This is a genomic window from Paenarthrobacter sp. Y-19, from assembly GCF_029223985.1.
Taxonomy (GTDB): domain Bacteria; phylum Actinomycetota; class Actinomycetes; order Actinomycetales; family Micrococcaceae; genus Arthrobacter; species Arthrobacter nicotinovorans.
On sequence record NZ_CP119414.1, the window covers coordinates 1,345,868 to 1,365,129 of the forward strand.

Here is a 19,262-nt window from a genome sequence, read left to right on the forward strand (position 1 = left end):
GTGGGTGGGGTGTGATGGGGTTCACGGTGGTTGTTTTGGTGGGTTTGGGGGTTGTTTGTTGGGTTGGTGGGGTTGTTTGGGTTGTGTTTGCGGGGTTTTTGGGTGGTGTTGGGGTGGATTTGGTGTGGGGGTGGGGCGCGTGTAAAGTTATTCGAGTCGCCGCCGCTGATGCGGAAAGATAGCGACCGACTCCCTTTCAAATCACCGGTTCCGGTTGTGCTTTTGTGTGCTTCTGGTGGGTGGGGGAGGCCCGGGGTTTGGTTTGCTTTGTGCGGCCGGTTCGGGTAAGTTTGGAAAGTTGCTCCGGAGCGATCCTGGACCCTGTGGGGTGTGGGTGGTGCCGGTAGTGTCTGTTGTTTGAGAACTCAATAGTGTGCCAAGTTTGTTGATACCGATTGTTTTATTGATTGGTTGAAATTTTGCCAGGTTGCTGCGCACCCCCGTGTGTGGTGGTCTGGTTTTCAGCTGGTTTCGAATTTTGTGCAGCCGCGTTTTGCCGTTATTTCCGGTGGGTGTGGTTGTGTCTGTTTGATTTTGTTTTATTTCAACGGAGAGTTTGATCCTGGCTCAGGATGAACGCTGGCGGCGTGCTTAACACATGCAAGTCGAACGATGATCCCAGCTTGCTGGGGGATTAGTGGCGAACGGGTGAGTAACACGTGAGTAACCTGCCCTTGACTCTGGGATAAGCCTGGGAAACTGGGTCTAATACCGGATATGACTCCTCATCGCATGGTGGGGGGTGGAAAGCTTTTGTGGTTTTGGATGGACTCGCGGCCTATCAGCTTGTTGGTGGGGTAATGGCCTACCAAGGCGACGACGGGTAGCCGGCCTGAGAGGGTGACCGGCCACACTGGGACTGAGACACGGCCCAGACTCCTACGGGAGGCAGCAGTGGGGAATATTGCACAATGGGCGCAAGCCTGATGCAGCGACGCCGCGTGAGGGATGACGGCCTTCGGGTTGTAAACCTCTTTCAGTAGGGAAGAAGCGTAAGTGACGGTACCTGCAGAAGAAGCGCCGGCTAACTACGTGCCAGCAGCCGCGGTAATACGTAGGGCGCAAGCGTTATCCGGAATTATTGGGCGTAAAGAGCTCGTAGGCGGTTTGTCGCGTCTGCTGTGAAAGACCGGGGCTCAACTCCGGTTCTGCAGTGGGTACGGGCAGACTAGAGTGCAGTAGGGGAGACTGGAATTCCTGGTGTAGCGGTGAAATGCGCAGATATCAGGAGGAACACCGATGGCGAAGGCAGGTCTCTGGGCTGTAACTGACGCTGAGGAGCGAAAGCATGGGGAGCGAACAGGATTAGATACCCTGGTAGTCCATGCCGTAAACGTTGGGCACTAGGTGTGGGGGACATTCCACGTTTTCCGCGCCGTAGCTAACGCATTAAGTGCCCCGCCTGGGGAGTACGGCCGCAAGGCTAAAACTCAAAGGAATTGACGGGGGCCCGCACAAGCGGCGGAGCATGCGGATTAATTCGATGCAACGCGAAGAACCTTACCAAGGCTTGACATGAACCGGAAAGACCTGGAAACAGGTGCCCCGCTTGCGGTCGGTTTACAGGTGGTGCATGGTTGTCGTCAGCTCGTGTCGTGAGATGTTGGTTAAGTCCCGCAACGAGCGCAACCCTCGTTCTATGTTGCCAGCGGTTCGGCCGGGGACTCATAGGAGACTGCCGGGGTCAACTCGGAGGAAGGTGGGGACGACGTCAAATCATCATGCCCCTTATGTCTTGGGCTTCACGCATGCTACAATGGCCGGTACAAAGGGTTGCGATACTGTGAGGTGGAGCTAATCCCAAAAAGCCGGTCTCAGTTCGGATTGGGGTCTGCAACTCGACCCCATGAAGTCGGAGTCGCTAGTAATCGCAGATCAGCAACGCTGCGGTGAATACGTTCCCGGGCCTTGTACACACCGCCCGTCAAGTCACGAAAGTTGGTAACACCCGAAGCCGGTGGCCTAACCCTTGTGGGGGGAGCCGTCGAAGGTGGGACCGGCGATTGGGACTAAGTCGTAACAAGGTAGCCGTACCGGAAGGTGCGGCTGGATCACCTCCTTTCTAAGGAGCTGCTTGCAATGGCTGGTGCCCTGCATGGGGTGTCTGGTTGTTGTCAGTGTTGCCCATTGCGCAGGCGTTTGTTCTGCGGTGGGTGCTCATGGGTGGAATATCAACGAATCATTTTTTTGGCATGGCTTTCGTGGTTGTGTCCTGGTGCTAGTACGGCGGTTCGTGCTCCTGCTTTGTGTGGGGGTGTGGGTTGTTGGGAACGTGTCCGGGGTGCGGCTGGTGGGGGTTGTGTTTGGCGCACTGTTGGGTCCTGAGGCAACAGGACCTTTTTGCAGCAATGCAGGGGGGCACTTCTGGTGTTTCTTTTGTTCCTGCAGCCGGTTCCTCCGGTCTTTGTGTTGCGGCCTGCGTGTGTGGGTTGTGGCGGGTTGGGGGGTTGGTTGATGGGGTTGTTGTTTGAGAACTACATAGTGGACGCGAGCATCTGGGACATACACGCTTTGGTGTGTGTGTTCCATACAGCAATTTCTTATGAATGAACCTTGGGCCGTAGTGGCTCGTGGTTCTCTCGAGTAAGTTTTTGATCATGTTTGTGTGGTCAAGTTTTTAAGGGCACACGGTGGATGCCTTGGCATTAGGAGCCGAAGAAGGACGTAGGAATCTGCGATAAGCCTGGGGGAGTTGATAACCGAGCGTTGATCCCAGGATGTCCGAATGGGGAAACCCCGCACAACGCTGTCATGGTGATTGTGTGACCCGCATCTGAACACATAGGGTGCGTGGGGGGAACGCGGGGAAGTGAAACATCTCAGTACCCGCAGGAAGAGAAAACAAGAGTGATTCCGTTAGTAGTGGCGAGCGAACGCGGATCAGGCTAAACCGTTTCCATGTGTGATAGCCGGCGGGCGTTGCATGGGCGGGGTTGTGGGACTTTCCGTTCTGGTTCTGCCGGGCCAGTGAGGTGAGAGTGCGTGCATAGGTGAACGGTCTTGAAAGGCCGGCCAGAGAGGGTGTGAGCCCCGTAACCGTAATGTTGTGTGCCGCCTGGAGAGTATCCCAAGTAGCACGGGGCCCGAGAAATCCCGTGCGAATCTGTCAGGACCACCTGATAAGCCTAAATACTTCCTAATGACCGATAGCGGACCAGTACCGTGAGGGAAAGGTGAAAAGTACCCCGGGAGGGGAGTGAAACAGTACCTGAAACCGTGTGCTTACAATCCGTCGGAGCAGTCTTGTTACTGTGACGGCGTGCCTTTGAAGAATGAGCCTGCGAGTTAGTGTTACGTCGCGAGGTTAACCCGTGTGGGGTAGCCGTAGCGAAAGCGAGTCTGAATAGGGCGAGTGTAGTGGCGTGATCTAGACCCGAAGCGGAGTGATCTACCCATGGCCAGGTTGAAGCGACGGTAAGACGTCGTGGAGGACCGAACCCACTTCAGTTGAAAATGGAGGGGATGAGCTGTGGGTAGGGGTGAAAGGCCAATCAAACTCCGTGATAGCTGGTTCTCCCCGAAATGCATTTAGGTGCAGCGTTGCGTGTTTCTTGCCGGAGGTAGAGCTACTGGATGGCCGATGGGCCCTACAAGGTTACTGACGTCAGCCAAACTCCGAATGCCGGTAAGTCAGAGCGCAGCAGTGAGACTGTGGGGGATAAGCTTCATAGTCGAGAGGGAAACAGCCCAGACCACCAACTAAGGCCCCTAAGCGTGTGCTAAGTGGGAAAGGATGTGGAGTTGCGAAGACAACCAGGAGGTTGGCTTAGAAGCAGCCATCCTTGAAAGAGTGCGTAATAGCTCACTGGTCAAGTGATTCCGCGCCGACAATGTAGCGGGGCTCAAGTACACCGCCGAAGTTGTGGATTTCACACAGTACCCTAGCCTTCGTGGTTCAGGGGTGTGGAGTGGTAGGGGAGCGTCGTGTGGGCAGTGAAGTCGCGGTGGAAACCAGCGGTGGAGCCTACACGAGTGAGAATGCAGGCATGAGTAGCGAAAGACGGGTGAGAAACCCGTCCGCCGAATGATCAAGGGTTCCAGGGTCAAGCTAATCTGCCCTGGGTAAGTCGGGACCTAAGGCGAGGCCGACAGGCGTAGTCGATGGACAACGGGTTGATATTCCCGTACCGGCGAAAAACCGCCCATGCCAAGCGGGGGATACTAACCGCCCGGAGCCTGCCCGCTCACCCTTGTGGTGTTGTGGGTTTTGGCCGAGCGCGGGACCTGATCCCGGGAGGTAAGCGTATTAACAGGTGTGACGCAGGAAGGTAGCCGGGCCGGGCGATGGTTGCCCCGGTCTAAGGATGTAGGGTCAGGGATAGGCAAATCCGTTCCTGTGTGCTTCGAGCACGTTCCTGAGATCTGATGGGACTCCCGTAAGGGGGGATCCGGTGATCCTATGCTGCCAAGAAAAGCATCGACGCGAGGTTTTAGCCGCCCGTACCCCAAACCGACACAGGTGATCAGGTAGAGAATACCAAGGCGATCGAGAGAATTATGGTTAAGGAACTCGGCAAAATGCCCCCGTAACTTCGGGAGAAGGGGGGCCTGCCCCGTGATGGAGACTTGCTCTCCGTGAGCGGGTGTGGGCCGCAGAGACCAGGGGGAAGCGACTGTTTACTAAAAACACAGGTCCGTGCGAAGTCGCAAGACGATGTATACGGACTGACTCCTGCCCGGTGCTGGAAGGTTAAGAGGACCGGTTAGCCACTTGTGGCGAAGCTGAGAATTTAAGCCCCAGTAAACGGCGGTGGTAACTATAACCATCCTAAGGTAGCGAAATTCCTTGTCGGGTAAGTTCCGACCTGCACGAATGGAGTAACGACTTCCCCGCTGTCTCAACCATAAACTCGGCGAAATTGCAGTACGAGTAAAGATGCTCGTTACGCGCAGCAGGACGGAAAGACCCCGAGACCTTTACTATAGTTTGGTATTGGTGTTCGGAGTGGCTTGTGTAGGATAGGTGGGAGACGTTGAAACCCGGACGCCAGTTCGGGTGGAGTCATCGTTGAAATACCACTCTGGTCACTTTGGACATCTAACTTCGGCCCGTGATCCGGGTCAGGGACAGTGCCTGATGGGTAGTTTAACTGGGGCGGTTGCCTCCTAAAAAGTAACGGAGGCGCCCAAAGGTTCCCTCAGCCTGGTTGGCAATCAGGTGTCGAGTGTAAGTGCACAAGGGAGCTTGACTGTGAGAGAGACATCTCGAGCAGGGACGAAAGTCGGGACTAGTGATCCGGCGGTACATTGTGGAATGGCCGTCGCTCAACGGATAAAAGGTACCTCGGGGATAACAGGCTGATCTTGCCCAAGAGTCCATATCGACGGCATGGTTTGGCACCTCGATGTCGGCTCGTCGCATCCTGGGGCTGGAGTAGGTCCCAAGGGTTGGGCTGTTCGCCCATTAAAGCGGTACGCGAGCTGGGTTTAGAACGTCGTGAGACAGTTCGGTCCCTATCCGCTGCGCGCGCAGGAAATTTGAGAAGGGCTGTCCTTAGTACGAGAGGACCGGGACGGACGAACCTCTGGTGTGTCAGTTGTACTGCCAAGTGCATCGCTGATTAGCTACGTTCGGATGGGATAACCGCTGAAAGCATCTAAGCGGGAAGCTCGCTTCAAGATGAGATTTCCATACACATTATGTGTGAGAGGCCCCCAGCCAGACCACTGGGTTGATAGGCCGGATGTGGAAGCGAGGACTAAAGACTCGTGAAGCTGACCGGTACTAATAGGCCAACAACTTACACCACACACAAAACACTGCACGCGTCCACTATGTGGTTCCCGAACAACAACCGTTCCAGGAACCAACAACAACAACAACTACATAACACCACAGTTGTAACCACAAGCTTCCCACCCACCCCCACACCAACGCGGGGGTCGGGACGGGTAACAGAGTTACGGCGGTCATAGCGTGGGGGAAACGCCCGGTCCCATTCCGAACCCGGAAGCTAAGACCCACAGCGCCGATGGTACTGCACCCGGGAGGGTGTGGGAGAGTAGGACACCGCCGGACAACCATTAACGAAGAGCCCCAACCACGGTTGGGGCTCTTCCATTTAACAAACACAACCCCCACACAAGCACCGGCCCTGCCCCCTCGTGGCAATTCCTGTGGGCCTTCGTGCTTGTGAGACTTGCCACGGGTGCCCCAAATCGGGGTTCCACGTTCGGGACTGATGGCGGGGTCGAATAGAATTGAATGAGATATACGAGTCGGGAGCTTCGGGCTGCCGGCGGCGTGACAACGAAATAAGGGTTATGAGCGACTACGCACGCGCCAGTGGTCGGCTCGCAACAGGAGGAATCCACCATGGCTGAGCACAACGGCGGCAATCGCGGCGGCAATCGCGGAAACTTCGGCGGGAACCGGGACGACCGCGGTTCGTACCGCCCCAACAACAATTCCGGCGGAGATCCTCGAGGATTCCGTTCCAGGGAAAACCGGGACAGCAACGATCGTCCGGCTCGTGATGGTGAGCGTCGTCCTTTCAGCAACGATCGTGGTGATCGTCCGGCTCGTGATGGTGAGCGTCGTCCTTTCAGCAACGATCGTGGTGATCGTCCGGCTCGTGATGGTGAGCGTCGTCCTTTCAGCAACGATCGTGGTGACCGTCCGGCCCGTGACGGCGAACGTCGTTCGTTCGGTGACCGTCCGGCTCGTGATGGTGAGCGTCGTCCTTTCAGCAACGATCGTGGTGACCGTCCGGCCCGTGACGGCGAACGTCGTCCCATCGGTGACCGTCCGGCCCGTGATGGTGAGCGTCGTTCCTTCGGTGGGGATCGTGATCGAAAGCCGTTTGGTGATCGTGGTGACCGTCCGGCTCGTGACGGCGAACGTCGTTCGTTCGGTGACCGTCCGGCTCGTGACGGCGAACGTCGTTCGTTCGGTGACCGTCCGGCCCGTGATGGTGAGCGTCGTTCCTTCGGTGGCGACCGTGACCGCAAGCCTTTTGGTGACCGCCCCGAGCGCGGCCCGCGGAACTTTGACGGTCCTCGTCGTGATGGCGATGACCGCCGTCCCTTCAACAACGATCGTGGAGACCGCAAGCCTTTCGGCGACCGTCCGGCCCGTGATGGTGAGCGTCGTTCCTTCGGCGGCGACCGTGACCGCAAGCCCTTTGGTGACCGCAAGCCCTTCGGCGACCGCCCCGACCGTGGTGACCGCCCCGCCCGCGGCGACCGTCCCGTGCGCCCGGCCCGTGATGGTGAGCGTCGCTCCTTCGGCAGTGACCGCGGCAATTCCTGGGAAGAGCGTCCTGCACGGGTGCCCAACGCCAAGGACATCCGCAGCGCAAACCGTCCTGACCGCGAACGTTCCCCCGAGATCGATGACGACGTCACGGGCAAGGAACTCGACCGTGCCACGGGTCACCAGATCAAGACCCTTGAAGAGCAGAGCGCAGGCTGGGTTGCAAAGCACTTGGTCATGGCCGGCCGCCTGATAGACATTGAACCGGAGCTTGCGTTCCAGCACGCCCTGGCTGCAAGCCGCCGCGGTGGCCGTCTCTCGGCTGTCCGTGAAGCTGTGGGTCTGACGGCCTACGCTGCCGGCCACTATGGCGAGGCACTGCGTGAATTCCGTACCTACCGCCGTATCAGTGGATCCAACGTACACCTGCCGGTGATGGCCGACTGCGAACGTGGCCTCGGCCGCCCGGACCGTGCATTGGATATGGTTCGTTCGCCCGAAGCTCAGGATCTTGACGCTCCGGGCAAGGTGGAGCTGGCGATTGTGGCGTCCGGTGCACGCACGGACCTGAATCAATTGGACGCTGCTGTCAGCGAGCTTGAGATCCCGCAGTTGGACATCAACCGGGCGTTCTCCTACAGCCCCCGTCTCTTCCGTGCTTACGCTGAGGCACTGAGCGCTGTTGGCCGTACTGAGGAAGCCGACAAGTGGGCCCGTCAGGCCCTCGTGGCCGAGAATGCTTTGGGCGTTGGAGATTTCGCTGAGCCTGAGATTCTTGACCTCGGCTGGGATGAGCAGGAAGAAGAAGCCGAACGCAGGCCGCGCTTCAAGACGCCGGCCCCGGAGGCCGACTTCGCAACGGCAGAAGCCGCGACGGCAGAAGCCGCGACAGCACAAACCGAAACGGTCATCGTGGAAGCCGCAGCTGCTGATGTTGAGCACGACGAGGTTGAACTTGATGACGCTGAGTCGGACTACTTCGAGTCGGATGACGCTGAGTCGGACGTTGATTCCGTCGAGGACGAGGAAGAGCACAAGGAAGCGGACAACGAGGGTACCGACTCCCAGCATGGCTGATTCACTGATCTCGAGGTTTGATGCTGTCCTGTCGGACCTGGATGGCGTGGTCTACGCTGGACCGCACGCCATTCCGGGCGCCATCGAAGCGCTGCAGCGGCTGGCGTCCGTGGGGGTTGGTCTGGGTTATGTCACCAACAACGCATCCAGGACCCCCGCCCAGGTCGCCGCGCACCTGCGTGAGCTCGGTGCGCCGGCTGAGGACCATCAGGTAGTCAGTTCCTCGCAGGCAGCAGGGGAGCTCCTGGCTTCCCTGCTTCCCGCGGGGGCACATGTCCTCATCACAGGCAGTGCGGCGTTGGCCCATGAGATCGAATTGGTGGGACTCAAACCGGTGCACAGTGCAACTGAGTCTCCGGTTGCTGTCGTCCAGGGGTTCAACCCGGACATCGGTTGGAAGGATCTGGCCGAGGCGTCGTACGTGGTGGCCGGGGGAGCCATGTGGTTCGCCACCAACACGGACATGTCCATTCCTCAGGCACGCGGCATGGCGCCGGGCAACGGAACCCTCGTTGCCGCCGTCGCTGCTGCCACAGGGAAGTCCCCGTTGGTGGCGGGGAAGCCGGAAGCGCCGTTGTTCCATGCGGCAGCCAAGCGACTCAAGGCGGACCGGCCACTGGTGGTGGGCGACCGTCTGGATACTGACATCCTGGGCGGTAACCGTGCAGGATATGCGACGGCGGCCGTCCTCACCGGTGTTGACACCAAGCACACCATCCTGGCTGCAAGGACCGATGAGCGTCCCGACTACCTGCTGGCGAACCTCGAGGACCTCTACGCTCCGTATCCCGGAATTATCGACGACGGCGGCTCGTTCCGTTGCGGGTCGGCGTCGGCGGTTGCTGATGGCGGCACGGTGACGGTGACCGGCGAAGAGGGCGATCTCGACGCATGGCGCGCCGCGTGCGCGGCATGGTGGGCAGCTGTCCCGTACGCGTCGACAGCGCAGGCGCCGCGGCTGGAATGGCGAACTCACTAGACTGGTGCGATGACCGTGCCGAACAGTTCACCCGAGCCCGGGACGCCCGAGCCCGAAACCCGCGACATCCAGTGGCCTGACGACTCCGAGACCACCGGCGACGCACTCGTCGACAGGGCCCTCGGCTTGCTCGAAGGAGTCCGGGAAGCACCCATAGCAGAGCACGGTGAACTGTACGCCGGAATTCACGACTCCCTCTTGGCGGCTTTGGACGCGGAACCTGGACTCCCTGCCGCGCCGAGGCCCATCACCCCGGAAGGCGACAGCTAACGCATGGCACGACTCGATCAGGAACTTGTCACCCGCGGGCTGGCGAGGTCCCGTACCCATGCGGCCAAGCTCATCAGCGATGGCAAGGTCAGCTCGTCCGGCAGCGTCCTCGCCAAGGCAGCCCTGCAGGTCGACGCTGAGACGGAGCTTTCCGTCGAGGCCCATCTCGAAGACATCTACGCCAGCCGTGCCGGTCACAAACTGGCCGGCGCGCTGGAGGCCTTTCCCGCCGTCGCGGTGGCAGGGAAGCGGTGTCTCGACGCCGGTGCCTCCACCGGTGGTTTCACCGACGTGCTGCTCCGGCAAGGTGCAGCGCAGGTTGTGGCGGTCGACGTCGGGCACGGACAACTGGTGCCGCACCTTCGGGACGATCCGCGCGTGGACGTCCATGAGGGCCTCAACGTCCGGTATATGACCCCGGAGCAGATCGGCGGCACGGCCGCGCTGACTGTCGCGGACCTGTCCTTCATCTCGCTGACTCTGGTGGTGGCACCCCTGGCGTACTGCACTGATCCAGGCGGTGACCTGGTCCTCATGGTCAAGCCCCAGTTCGAGGTCGGCAAGGAGCGGCTGAGCCGGACCGGCGTTGTTTCTTCCGACAATGAACGACGCCGGGCTGTTGCCCAGGTTGCCCGGGCTGCGGTTGATTCGGGGTTGGATCTACGGGGCCTTGCGGCCAGTCCGTTGCCGGGCCAGGACGGAAATGTTGAATACTTCCTGTGGATGACGCGCCGGATGTCGGCTGCGTTGCCTAAGATCGAAGAGCGGGACCAGCACGTAGCTGCCTTGTTGAAGAACCTCTGGCCAAACCACTAGAAAGCAGAACCCGATGAGCAGGCGTGTACTTGTCCTTGCCCACACTGGGCGGGAGGAATCGCTCCGCGCTGCATGGGATGCCTGTACGCAATTGCACTCGTCAGGTTTGGTTCCTGTGCTGCAGAAGTCCGAACTTGCAGATATCGAGCGGTTTTTCGGTGCTTTGGACACCCCGATTGAGATTTTGAACGACCACGTCAGCTTGGAGGACGTTGAACTTGTCATGGTCTTGGGTGGCGATGGCACTATCCTGCGCGCCGCTGAGCTGGTCCGCGAGGTCGACGTCCCTCTGCTTGGGGTGAACCTTGGGCATGTGGGCTTCCTGGCCGAAAGCGAACGGGCTGACCTCGCCCAGACGGTGGAGTGGATCGCGAGCCGCCAATACACGGTGGAAGAGCGCATGACCATCGATGTCCAGGTGTGGATCAAGGGTCAAAAGATTTGGCACACGTGGGCTTTGAACGAGGCAGCCATCGAGAAAGCCAACCGGGAGCGGATGCTGGAGGTGGTGACGGAAGTGGACGAGCGTCCCCTGACCTCCTTCGGCTGTGATGGCGTGGTGATGGCTACCCCCACCGGGTCCACTGCCTACGCTTTCTCGTCGGGCGGACCCGTGGTGTGGCCGGAAGTTGAAGCGCTCGTGATTGTCCCCATCAGCGCACACGCACTGTTCGCCAAGCCCTTGGTGGTCTCTCCGCGCTCCAAGCTGGCCGTTGAAATCATGAACCGCACGGATGCCCTGGGTGTCCTCTGGTGCGATGGGCGGCGCTCAGTGGATCTGCCGCCCGGTGCCCGGGTGGAGGTAACCCGGTCAGCTACTCCGGTGCGGCTTGCCCGGACCCACAAGACGCCGTTCTCGGCCAGGCTCGTGCGTAAGTTCGAGCTTCCGATCCATGGCTGGCGTGGTCCGGCCCCCCGGAGCGGCGAAGTCCACACAGGTCCCATCCCTGTGATCCGGACCTTGTCGCCGGCTCCCTTGCCCAGTCCGCGGGATGTTGACAGTCCCCAGGACGGTGAACCTTCCGATCCCACGAATGCGAAGTGAACCATGCTTGAAGAACTCCGAATCCGTGACCTGGGCGTCATCACTGACGCTGCCCTGCCGCTGGGCCCTGGCCTCAGCGTCGTCACCGGCGAGACCGGTGCCGGCAAGACCATGGTGGTGACCGCCGTCGGGCTCCTTCTCGGTGCCCGATCGGATGCCGGGGCCGTCCGGAGTGGCGCCAAGTCCGCGTCGGCTGAGGCCGTGTTGAAGCTTGATCCCGCGCACAGTGCTGTCCAGCGGGCCAAGGACGCGGGGGGAGACGCCGAGGAGTTCGACGGCGTGGCTGAACTCCTGCTGGCCCGCACGGTGGGCGCGGATGGACGCAGCCGTGCGTACGTTGGCGGGCGCGCGGCACCGGTAGGGGTGCTGGCCGAGCTGGGGGAGAGCCTGGTGGTGGTCCACGGCCAATCGGACCAGATCCGGTTGAAGAGCGCGACGGCACAGCGTCACGCTTTGGACCGCTTTGCCGGAGCGCCCCTGGCCAAAATCCTGGGGGAGTACCAGGAGAAGTACAACCACTGGAAAGCGATCCAGTCGGAGCTGGAGACTTTGCGGAGGGAAGCCCGCGAACGCTTGCGGGAGGCCGAATCGCTGGACGCGGCCCTCAAGGAGATCGACGAGGTGGATCCGCAGCCGGGCGAGGACGAGACCCTCAAGGCCGAAGCCGTGAAGCTGGCCAACGTCGAAGAACTAAGGCTTGCTGCAGCAGCGGCCCACGAGTCGCTCATTGCCGAGGAATTCGGTGAGTCGGGAGATGCCACCACCATGGTGGATGCGGCGAAGCGGACGCTGGAGCATGTTGCCGACCACGATGAAGAGCTGCGCTCCGCTGCTGCACGGCTGGCCGAGGTGGGCTTCCTTCTCAACGACATTGCAGCGGAGCTTTCCAGCTACCAGGCAGCGCTTGATACGGAAGGCCCTGAACGCCTTTCCGAAATCGAGGACCGCCGCGCGGCCCTCGCCAAGCTGATCCGCAAGTATGCGCCCAGCATTGACGAGGTACTTGAGTGGGCCGCCGCAGCCCGGACCCGCCTGGACGAGCTTCAGGATGACTCCAGCCGTATCGAATCCCTCGACGCCGAGGTGGCCTCCACTGAGGTGGCGCTCCGCAAGCAGGCGGCGGCTATCAGCAAGGCACGTGCCAAGGCCGCCAAGGACCTGTCCGGACGCGTGAGTGCGGAGCTCAAGGCACTGGCCATGGCCGATGCAACCCTGGTGATCGAAGTGGACAGCACCGATTCACTGGGCCCTTGGGGAACCGACGAGATCGCTTTCCTCCTGCAGCCGCACTCGGGGGCTCCTGCCCGTCCGCTGGGCAAAGGAGCCTCCGGAGGTGAACTGTCCCGGGTCATGTTGGCGATCGAGGTTGTCCTGGCCGCCGTGGACCCTGTCCCGACCTTCGTCTTCGATGAGGTGGACGCAGGCGTGGGCGGCCGCGCCGCCGTCGAAATCGGCCGTCGGCTCGCCATGCTGGCACGGCACGTCCAAGTGCTGGTGGTCACCCATCTGCCGCAAGTGGCAGCTTTCGCCGACCAGCACATCCGTGTCACCAAGACCTCGGTGCGGGGTTCGGACGGCAAGACGGCCACCGGCTTCACTTCCAGCGACGTTCAGCTCCTCAGCGACGACGAACGCGTCAAGGAGCTGGCGCGCATGCTGGCAGGCCAGGAAGATTCCGAATCCGCTCAGGCCCACGCCCAGGAATTGCTGGATGATGCGAAGCTCCTGCCTCAGAGTGCCTGATGCCGCAGCGGTGCGGTGCGAAACGCGATGCGAGCACCATCACATCAAGAGGCTTTTGGCCGCCCGGCTCTTGATTGGAACGCGGTCCTGGGCAACCATTGACCATTTGGGGAATCCGAACAGGACGCTTGGAAGGCGTAATTGATGATAAGCTCGAATTCCGTGGTGCAGCGATCAAATTCCCGTGTAAATTCCCGGTTCCCGGGATCGTCCAAGACGACCAAACACATCTTCGTCACCGGTGGTGTGGCGTCCTCGCTCGGTAAGGGTCTGACGGCTTCCAGCCTCGGCCACCTGCTGCGGGCACGCGGTTTGTCTGTAACTATGCAGAAGCTCGATCCCTACTTGAACGTGGATCCGGGCACGATGAACCCCTTCCAGCACGGCGAAGTATTCGTGACGGATGACGGCGCCGAAACCGACCTCGACATCGGACACTACGAGCGCTTCCTCGATGAAAACCTCGAAGGTTCGGCCAACGTCACAACCGGCCAGATCTACTCCACCGTCATCGCCAAGGAACGCCGCGGCGAATACCTGGGAGACACTGTCCAGGTCATTCCGCACATCACGGATGAAATCAAGCGCCGCATGCGCCTTCCTGCCGAAGGCAAGAACGCTCCGGACGTCATCATCACCGAAATCGGTGGCACCGTGGGCGACATCGAATCCCAGCCGTTCCTGGAATCGGCCCGCCAGGTCCGCCAGGATGTGGGACGCAACAACGTCTTCTTCCTGCACGTTTCCCTGGTGCCGTACATCGGCCCCTCCCAGGAACTGAAGACCAAGCCGACGCAGCACTCCGTGGCGGCCCTCCGTTCGATCGGTATCCAGCCTGAAGCCATCGTGATCCGTTCGGACCGTGAAGTCCCCGAAGCCATGCGCGAGAAGATCGGCCGCATGTGCGACGTCGACATCGACGCTGTGGTTAACGCCGCAGACGCACCCAGCATCTACGACATCCCCAAGACCCTGCACTCCCAGGGCCTGGATTCCTACATCGTCCGCGCGCTGGACCTGCCGTTCAAGGATGTCGACTGGAGCAAGTGGGACAAGCTGCTTGAAGCTGTCCACAACCCCAAGCACGAAGTCGAGATCGCTTTGGTGGGCAAGTACATCGACCTGCCCGACGCGTACCTCTCGGTGACCGAAGCCCTCCGCGCCGGTGGTTTCGCCAACGAGGCAAAGGTCAAGATCCGCTGGGTACCTTCGGATGAGTGCGAGACCCTGGCCGGTGCTACAAAGTCCTTGGCCGGCGTCGACGCCATCTGTGTTCCCGGCGGCTTCGGCATCCGTGGGCTTGAAGGCAAGCTGGGTGCTTTGAAGTTCGCCCGCGAATCCAAGCTTCCGGTCCTGGGCCTGTGCCTCGGCCTGCAGTGCATGGTCATCGAGTACGCCCGTAACGTGGTTGGCCTTGAGGGCGCTTCCTCCAGCGAGTTCGAACCCGATTCCAAGTACCCGGTCATCGCCACCATGGAAGAGCAGCTGGACATTGTCGATGGCAAGGGAGACCTGGGCGGCACCATGCGCCTTGGCCTGTACGAAGCCAAGCTGGACGAGGGCTCGGTCATTGCCGAGACCTACGGCACCACAACGGTCAGCGAACGCCACCGCCACCGCTACGAGGTCAACAACAAGTACCGTGACCAGATCGCCGCAGAAGGACTGGTCTTCTCCGGTACCTCTCCTGACGGCAAGCTGGTGGAGTATGTGGAGCTTCCCCGCGAAGTCCACCCGTACTACGTGGCAACCCAGGCGCACCCGGAGCTCAGCTCACGCCCGACGCGCCCGCACCCGCTGTTCGCAGGTCTGGTGAAGGCTGCGCTCGAGCGTCGTGAAGGAGCCCCCGTTGCCACCAAGACCGGCGACCGCACGGTAGCAGCCAAGTAAACAGCAAGCACTAACGAAGGACGGCGCGATGCCCGCTATTTCTGAAACCCCCCGCACATCAAGGCAGGTTTCGGACATGCCGAGCCCGCGCCGTCTTTTGTCTACCAGCAAGGTTTACGAAGGACGCATCTGGGACGTGGTCAGTGACTCGTTCCAACTCAGTGAGGGCACGAACACCCTGGTCCGCGACTACATCGACCACCCAGGTGCAGTAGCGGTGCTTCCCATGAACGTCGACGGGGAAATCCTCCTGTTGAAGCAATACCGTCACCCTGTGGGCATGGACCTCTGGGAGATACCGGCCGGTTTGCTGGACGTGGAGGGCGAGGATTTCGTGGTGGGTGCTGCCAGGGAACTTGCCGAGGAAGCTGACCTTGTGGCGGCGACGTGGAATGTCCTGGTCGACTTCTTCAACTCGCCCGGCTCCTCCAGCGAGGCAGTCCGCATCTACCTGGCGCGCGGGCTGCGGGATGTTCCCGAGGCCGAGCGCCACGTCCGTACGGACGAGGAAGCGGAGATCGAACTCCACTGGGTTCCGCTGGAAGATGCGGTCAAGGCCGTCCTGGAGGGGCGTCTGCACAACCCCTCCGCGGTGCTGGGCATCCTTGCCGCCGCTGCAGCGAAGGCCGACGGATTCACCAGCCTCCGCCCTGCCAACGCGCCGTGGCCGGCACACCCGAGCCAGCGCTGAGCATGACCGAAGCCGCTGCCCGACCCATCAACGGGATTGACCGTGCGGTAACGGATTACCTGCAGCACGTTGGCGTGGAGCGCGGCCTGGCGGCGAACACCTTGGCTGCCTACCGCCGGGACCTGGCCCGATACTCCAATTTCCTTGCAGCGCAGGGGGTGGAGCGGCCAGTCGACATCACACGCCATCATGTGACAGCTTTCGTCCAGGCGTTGTCCGACGGTTCGGACGGAGGCGCCGTTCTGGGCGTCCGTTCAGCGGCACGCACCGTGGTTGCCGTCCGCGGACTTCACAAGTTTTGGGCCTTGGAAGGGACTACGACGGCGGACCCCGCCAGCGATGTCCACCCGCCTATGCCGGGCAAACGGCTTCCGAAAGCCATCAGCGTAGGAGAAGTGACGCGGATCCTGGAGGCTGCAGGTTCGGACACGGCCACAGGGCTCAGGGACCGGGCGCTTCTTGAGTTCCTATACTCCACCGGAGCCCGCATCAGCGAGGCCGTCGGGCTGGACGTGGACGATGTCTCGTTGGAAAACCCTGAAGCCGGTCCGGCGATCGTACGGTTGTTTGGCAAAGGTTCCAAGGAACGGTTGGTGCCGCTGGGGTCATACGGTGCTCGCGCCGTCGGAGCTTATGTCGTCCGGGGTCGGCCCTTGCTTGCCTCCAAGGGCAAAGGCACCCCGGCGCTGTTCCTCAATGCCCGGGGAGGCCGGATCAGCCGGCAAAGCGCATGGACCATTCTGAAAACGGCGGCCGAGAGGGCGAACATCACCAAGGATGTCTCGCCGCACACGCTGAGGCACTCGTTCGCCACGCACCTGTTGGAGGGTGGCGCTGATGTAAGGGTGGTGCAGGAGCTGCTGGGCCACGCCTCCGTGACCACCACACAGGTGTACACCCTGGTCACCGCCGACACCCTGCGCGAGATTTACGCAGCGGCCCACCCCAGGGCGCTCGGCTAGTAATCTTCGGCTGGAAACCGTTACTGGAACCACTCCGCCGGAAGCAGGTTACTCCAGAATGTTCAGCGTCAATTCGACGGCGTCCACGAACAGCGCCAACAAAGAAGTTCCCAGTCCGGCCACCAGCAGCAAACCCGGATGGGCGAGTCCCACCACCACGCGCTTCAGCTGTGGACGTCCCCGCAGGAACTTCTTGGGAACCCTGGTCTTGACCGGCACCTGCCGCCAACCGCGCAGCCGCCGCAGGAACCAGGCACACCGCACGATGAAGGCCATCCAGAGCACGGAGAGCACCAGGGGAACGGCCGCCAGCATGAGGTTGAAGCCAAGGGCAGTGACTTCCTTCTCCGAGTCGCCGATTACTGACTGGACAGTGGTGGAGATGGACGCGCTCATCACCACTGACGCCGCCCACACCATGAAGGCAGCCACCAATGCCAGGAACCGGACAAAGAAGTGTCCGAGCACGGTCGCGTCGACCGCGCGGAGATGGCTCCGTGGGGTGGCGTGCAGCACCACCAGCGTGGAGATCAGCGTTGGCAAGGCAGCAACCAGGACCAGCAGGTACCAGGTCCAGCCGGCCAGGTCCAGCACTTCGTCCAGGACAATGAGCCCGGCCCAGAGAAGGGTCCACGCCCACCCGGCGTAAAGCGGATGAGCCACAAGCCAGCGCGGGAGCCAGGCGTCCCGTTCGGCTTTGGCTTCGGCGCCTTTGACTGTTGTCCCGTCCCGGGTGCTTTCCGCTGTGGACGGCATCCCGCCAATCTCATCGACGGCGGCCGCTTTGGCGCCCGCTTCACCCCCACCTTCGCTCATGGGCTCACTGTAGCAATGGCGGCAACGGCTGGGGAGATCAGGTTAAGGTAGGCAGCATGACTGCAGCCCATGTGACTTTGTGCTTCCTCCTCCGCGACGGTGCGGACGGCGAACACGTACTTCTCGGCACCAAGAAGACCGGCTTTGGCCGGGGAAAAGTAGTGGGCGTTGGCGGCCATGTCGAAGTGGGGGAGACTGCATCCGAGGCCGCCTGCCGTGAGGTTATGGAAGAAATCAACGTGGTGGTCCATGCGCATGACCTGATTCCCGCGGGAACCGTAGACTTCGTTTTTCCGGCCAGGCCCGAATGGAACATGGCCACCACGGTCTTCCTCACCCGTGCCTGGGAAGGCGAGCCCTCCGAGAGCGAGGAGATCGCTCCGGCGTGGTTCCCCGTTGGCAGGCTTCCGGTGGAGCGGATGTGGGCAGATGCTGAGCATTGGTTGCCCGCCATGATTTCCGGTCAGCGCATCGCCGTGCGTGTCGACCTGGCGGAAGACAACGAGAATGTCGCTGAGGTCCACACTGTGGAGTGGGCGGAACCTGAGGCCTAAAGAGTACGACGTCGGGCCGGTCGCCTTTCGGTGACCGGCCCGACGTCGTACTTACCGCTTTTTGGCGCCCAAAAAGCCTTACGGAACGTGGCGCTCTTCGGGTCCGTTGTATTCGCTCAGCGGGCGGATCAGGGAGTTCGAAGCCACCTGCTCCATGATGTGCGCGGTCCAACCAGTAATGCGGCTGGCGACGAACAACGGTGTGAAGGTTTGGGTGTCGAAGCCCATGAGGTGGTACGTGGGTCCGGCAGGGTAGTCAAGGTTGGGCTTGATGGCCTTGGCCTCGTCCATGGCCTGCTCCAAGCCGTTGTAAAGACCGAGGAGCTCGGGTCGTCCGTAGTGGGCGATCATCTTGTCCAGGGCGGCCTTCATGGTGGGCACGCGGGAGTCGCCGTGCTTGTAGACGCGGTGCCCGAAGCCCATGACCTTCTTCTTCTGCGCCAGCGCGTCTTCCATCCACGTCTTCGCCCGGGAGGCGGCTTCTTCGAGGGACTCCTCGCTGCGGATGCCGATTTCGTCGAACGTGTGCATCACGGCCTCATTGGCGCCGCCGTGCAGCGGGCCCTTGAGTGCTCCGATGGCTGCGGTGACAGCCGAGTGCAGGTCCGAGAGCGTGGAGGTGACTACGCGGGCGGTAAACGTCGAAGCGTTGAAGGAGTGCTCTGCGTAGAGAATCATCGAGACGTTGAAAGCCTCCACTACCTCGGGCACTTGTTCTTCGCCGAAGGTCATCCACAGGAAGTTGGCGGAGTAGTCCAGGTCCTCGCGGGGTTCCACGGGTTCCTGGCCGTGGCGGCGGCGCTGGTCGTAGGCGACGACGGCGGGCATGGCAGCCCACAGGTCGATGGCTTTCTTCATGTTGGCTTCGGGTGATGAATCCTCGGCCAGCTCGTGCCGGGCGCCGAGTACGGACGCGGCGGTGCGGCACACATCCATGGGGTGTGCTGTGGTGGGCAGGGCATCGATAACCTGCTTCACTACCGGGTCCAGCGCGCGGCCCGCGCGCTCGCGGGCGGTGAATTCGGCCAACTGTGCCTCGTTGGGCAGTTCTCCGTTCCACAACAGATAGGCGACCTCTTCGAAGCTGCATTTGGCGGCCAGTTCCTGGACCGGGTATCCGCGGTACAAGAGCGAGTTGGTGTCCGGGTTGACCTTCGAGACGGCGGTGTAGTCCACCACGACGCCGGCAAGGCCCTTTTTGATGTCAACAGCTGCCATGCTGCT

Annotated in this window: 13 protein-coding genes and 3 rRNA genes; 13 read left to right on the plus strand and 3 right to left on the minus strand. The window is 61.3% G+C overall.

Annotation, left to right across the window (positions count from 1 at the left end; all coding sequences use genetic code 11):
- Window positions 1–544: 544 nt before the first annotated feature.
- The 3 genes from PYR64_RS06205 (at window position 545) to rrf (ending at window position 6,019) form a co-directional block, all read left to right on the plus strand.
- A 16S ribosomal RNA gene (locus PYR64_RS06205) occupies window positions 545–2,062 on the plus strand.
- 545 nt (window positions 2,063–2,607) lie between these two features.
- Window positions 2,608–5,750, plus strand: a 23S ribosomal RNA gene (locus PYR64_RS06210).
- A 152-nt stretch (window positions 5,751–5,902) separates the two neighbouring features.
- Window positions 5,903–6,019: ribosomal RNA gene (gene rrf / locus PYR64_RS06215) — 5S ribosomal RNA — on the plus strand.
- Together the 16S, 23S and 5S rRNA genes form the textbook arrangement of a ribosomal RNA operon.
- A 243-nt stretch (window positions 6,020–6,262) precedes the next feature.
- Here the strand turns inward: rrf and PYR64_RS06220 are convergent.
- Window positions 6,263–7,378, minus strand: a complete 1,116-nt coding sequence (locus PYR64_RS06220; protein ID WP_275778933.1) for a hypothetical protein — start codon at window positions 7,376–7,378, stop codon at window positions 6,263–6,265.
- A 54-nt stretch (window positions 7,379–7,432) separates the two neighbouring features.
- On the opposite strand from PYR64_RS06220, the gene PYR64_RS06225 reads away from it, so the two are divergent.
- The 9 genes from PYR64_RS06225 to xerD all read left to right on the plus strand — a co-directional run bounded on the left by PYR64_RS06225 (window position 7,433) and on the right by xerD (window position 16,668).
- On the plus strand, window positions 7,433–8,272 hold the full coding sequence (locus PYR64_RS06225) for a hypothetical protein (protein WP_275778935.1): 840 nt from the start codon (window positions 7,433–7,435) through the stop codon (window positions 8,270–8,272).
- Complete coding sequence (locus PYR64_RS06230; RefSeq protein ID WP_275778937.1) at window positions 8,265–9,251, plus strand: HAD-IIA family hydrolase; 987 nt, start codon at window positions 8,265–8,267, stop codon at window positions 9,249–9,251. Before PYR64_RS06225 ends, PYR64_RS06230 begins: the two co-directional genes overlap by 8 nt.
- A gap of 9 nt (window positions 9,252–9,260) precedes the next feature.
- Window positions 9,261–9,521: a hypothetical protein gene (locus PYR64_RS06235; protein WP_039240682.1), complete on the plus strand. Its 261-nt coding sequence runs from the start codon at window positions 9,261–9,263 to the stop codon at window positions 9,519–9,521.
- Between the two features lie 3 nt (window positions 9,522–9,524).
- Window positions 9,525–10,337, plus strand: a complete 813-nt coding sequence (locus PYR64_RS06240; RefSeq protein WP_039240683.1) for a TlyA family RNA methyltransferase — start codon at window positions 9,525–9,527, stop codon at window positions 10,335–10,337.
- A gap of 13 nt (window positions 10,338–10,350) precedes the next feature.
- Window positions 10,351–11,382 (plus strand): NAD kinase, encoded by a 1,032-nt coding sequence (locus PYR64_RS06245; protein ID WP_026267372.1) that lies wholly within the window; start codon window positions 10,351–10,353, stop codon window positions 11,380–11,382.
- A gap of 3 nt (window positions 11,383–11,385) precedes the next feature.
- Complete coding sequence (recN, locus tag PYR64_RS06250; RefSeq protein WP_039240684.1) at window positions 11,386–13,125, plus strand: DNA repair protein RecN; 1,740 nt, start codon at window positions 11,386–11,388, stop codon at window positions 13,123–13,125.
- Window positions 13,126–13,269: 144 nt separating this feature from the next.
- Entirely contained in the window at window positions 13,270–15,015 is a 1,746-nt protein-coding gene (locus tag PYR64_RS06255) for a CTP synthase (protein ID WP_039240685.1), read from the plus strand.
- A 28-nt stretch (window positions 15,016–15,043) separates the two neighbouring features.
- The gene (locus tag PYR64_RS06260; RefSeq protein ID WP_275778944.1) at window positions 15,044–15,706 is read left to right on the plus strand and encodes an NUDIX hydrolase; all 663 of its coding nucleotides are present in this window, start codon (window positions 15,044–15,046) and stop codon (window positions 15,704–15,706) included.
- A 2-nt stretch (window positions 15,707–15,708) separates the two neighbouring features.
- Window positions 15,709–16,668: a site-specific tyrosine recombinase XerD gene (gene xerD / locus PYR64_RS06265; RefSeq protein ID WP_275779905.1), complete on the plus strand. Its 960-nt coding sequence runs from the start codon at window positions 15,709–15,711 to the stop codon at window positions 16,666–16,668.
- A 48-nt stretch (window positions 16,669–16,716) separates the two neighbouring features.
- On the opposite strand, the gene PYR64_RS06270 is transcribed toward xerD, so the two are convergent.
- A complete protein-coding gene (locus PYR64_RS06270; RefSeq protein WP_275778946.1) occupies window positions 16,717–17,484 on the minus strand; it encodes a hypothetical protein in 768 nt (255 codons plus the stop codon).
- Between the two features lie 56 nt (window positions 17,485–17,540).
- Here PYR64_RS06270 and PYR64_RS06275 point away from each other — a divergent pair, with 56 nt between their 5' ends.
- Entirely contained in the window at window positions 17,541–18,038 is a 498-nt protein-coding gene (locus tag PYR64_RS06275) for an NUDIX domain-containing protein (protein WP_275778948.1), read from the plus strand.
- A gap of 78 nt (window positions 18,039–18,116) precedes the next feature.
- Here PYR64_RS06275 and PYR64_RS06280 read toward each other — a convergent pair whose 3' ends face one another.
- The gene (locus PYR64_RS06280) at window positions 18,117–19,256 is read right to left on the minus strand and encodes a bifunctional 2-methylcitrate synthase/citrate synthase (protein ID WP_018779244.1); all 1,140 of its coding nucleotides are present in this window, start codon (window positions 19,254–19,256) and stop codon (window positions 18,117–18,119) included.
- Window positions 19,257–19,262: the final 6 nt, after the last annotated feature.

What these genes read in the sequence shown, in the direction of transcription:
- PYR64_RS06225 (WP_275778935.1), top strand. Translation starts at nt 7,433, where the DNA reads ATGGCCGGCCGCCTGATAGACATTGAACCGGAGCTTGCGTTCCAGCAC.
- PYR64_RS06230 (WP_275778937.1), top strand. Translation starts at nt 8,265, where the DNA reads ATGGCTGATTCACTGATCTCGAGGTTTGATGCTGTCCTGTCGGACCTG.
- PYR64_RS06235 (WP_039240682.1), top strand. Translation starts at nt 9,261, where the DNA reads ATGACCGTGCCGAACAGTTCACCCGAGCCCGGGACGCCCGAGCCCGAA.
- PYR64_RS06240 (WP_039240683.1), top strand. Translation starts at nt 9,525, where the DNA reads ATGGCACGACTCGATCAGGAACTTGTCACCCGCGGGCTGGCGAGGTCC.
- PYR64_RS06245 (WP_026267372.1), top strand. Translation starts at nt 10,351, where the DNA reads ATGAGCAGGCGTGTACTTGTCCTTGCCCACACTGGGCGGGAGGAATCG.
- recN (WP_039240684.1), top strand. Translation starts at nt 11,386, where the DNA reads ATGCTTGAAGAACTCCGAATCCGTGACCTGGGCGTCATCACTGACGCT.
- PYR64_RS06255 (WP_039240685.1), top strand. Translation starts at nt 13,270, where the DNA reads ATGATAAGCTCGAATTCCGTGGTGCAGCGATCAAATTCCCGTGTAAAT.
- PYR64_RS06260 (WP_275778944.1), top strand. Translation starts at nt 15,044, where the DNA reads ATGCCCGCTATTTCTGAAACCCCCCGCACATCAAGGCAGGTTTCGGAC.
- xerD (WP_275779905.1), top strand. Translation starts at nt 15,709, where the DNA reads ATGACCGAAGCCGCTGCCCGACCCATCAACGGGATTGACCGTGCGGTA.
- PYR64_RS06270 (WP_275778946.1), bottom strand. Translation starts at nt 17,484, where the DNA reads ATGAGCGAAGGTGGGGGTGAAGCGGGCGCCAAAGCGGCCGCCGTCGAT.
- PYR64_RS06275 (WP_275778948.1), top strand. Translation starts at nt 17,541, where the DNA reads ATGACTGCAGCCCATGTGACTTTGTGCTTCCTCCTCCGCGACGGTGCG.
- PYR64_RS06280 (WP_018779244.1), bottom strand. Translation starts at nt 19,256, where the DNA reads ATGGCAGCTGTTGACATCAAAAAGGGCCTTGCCGGCGTCGTGGTGGAC.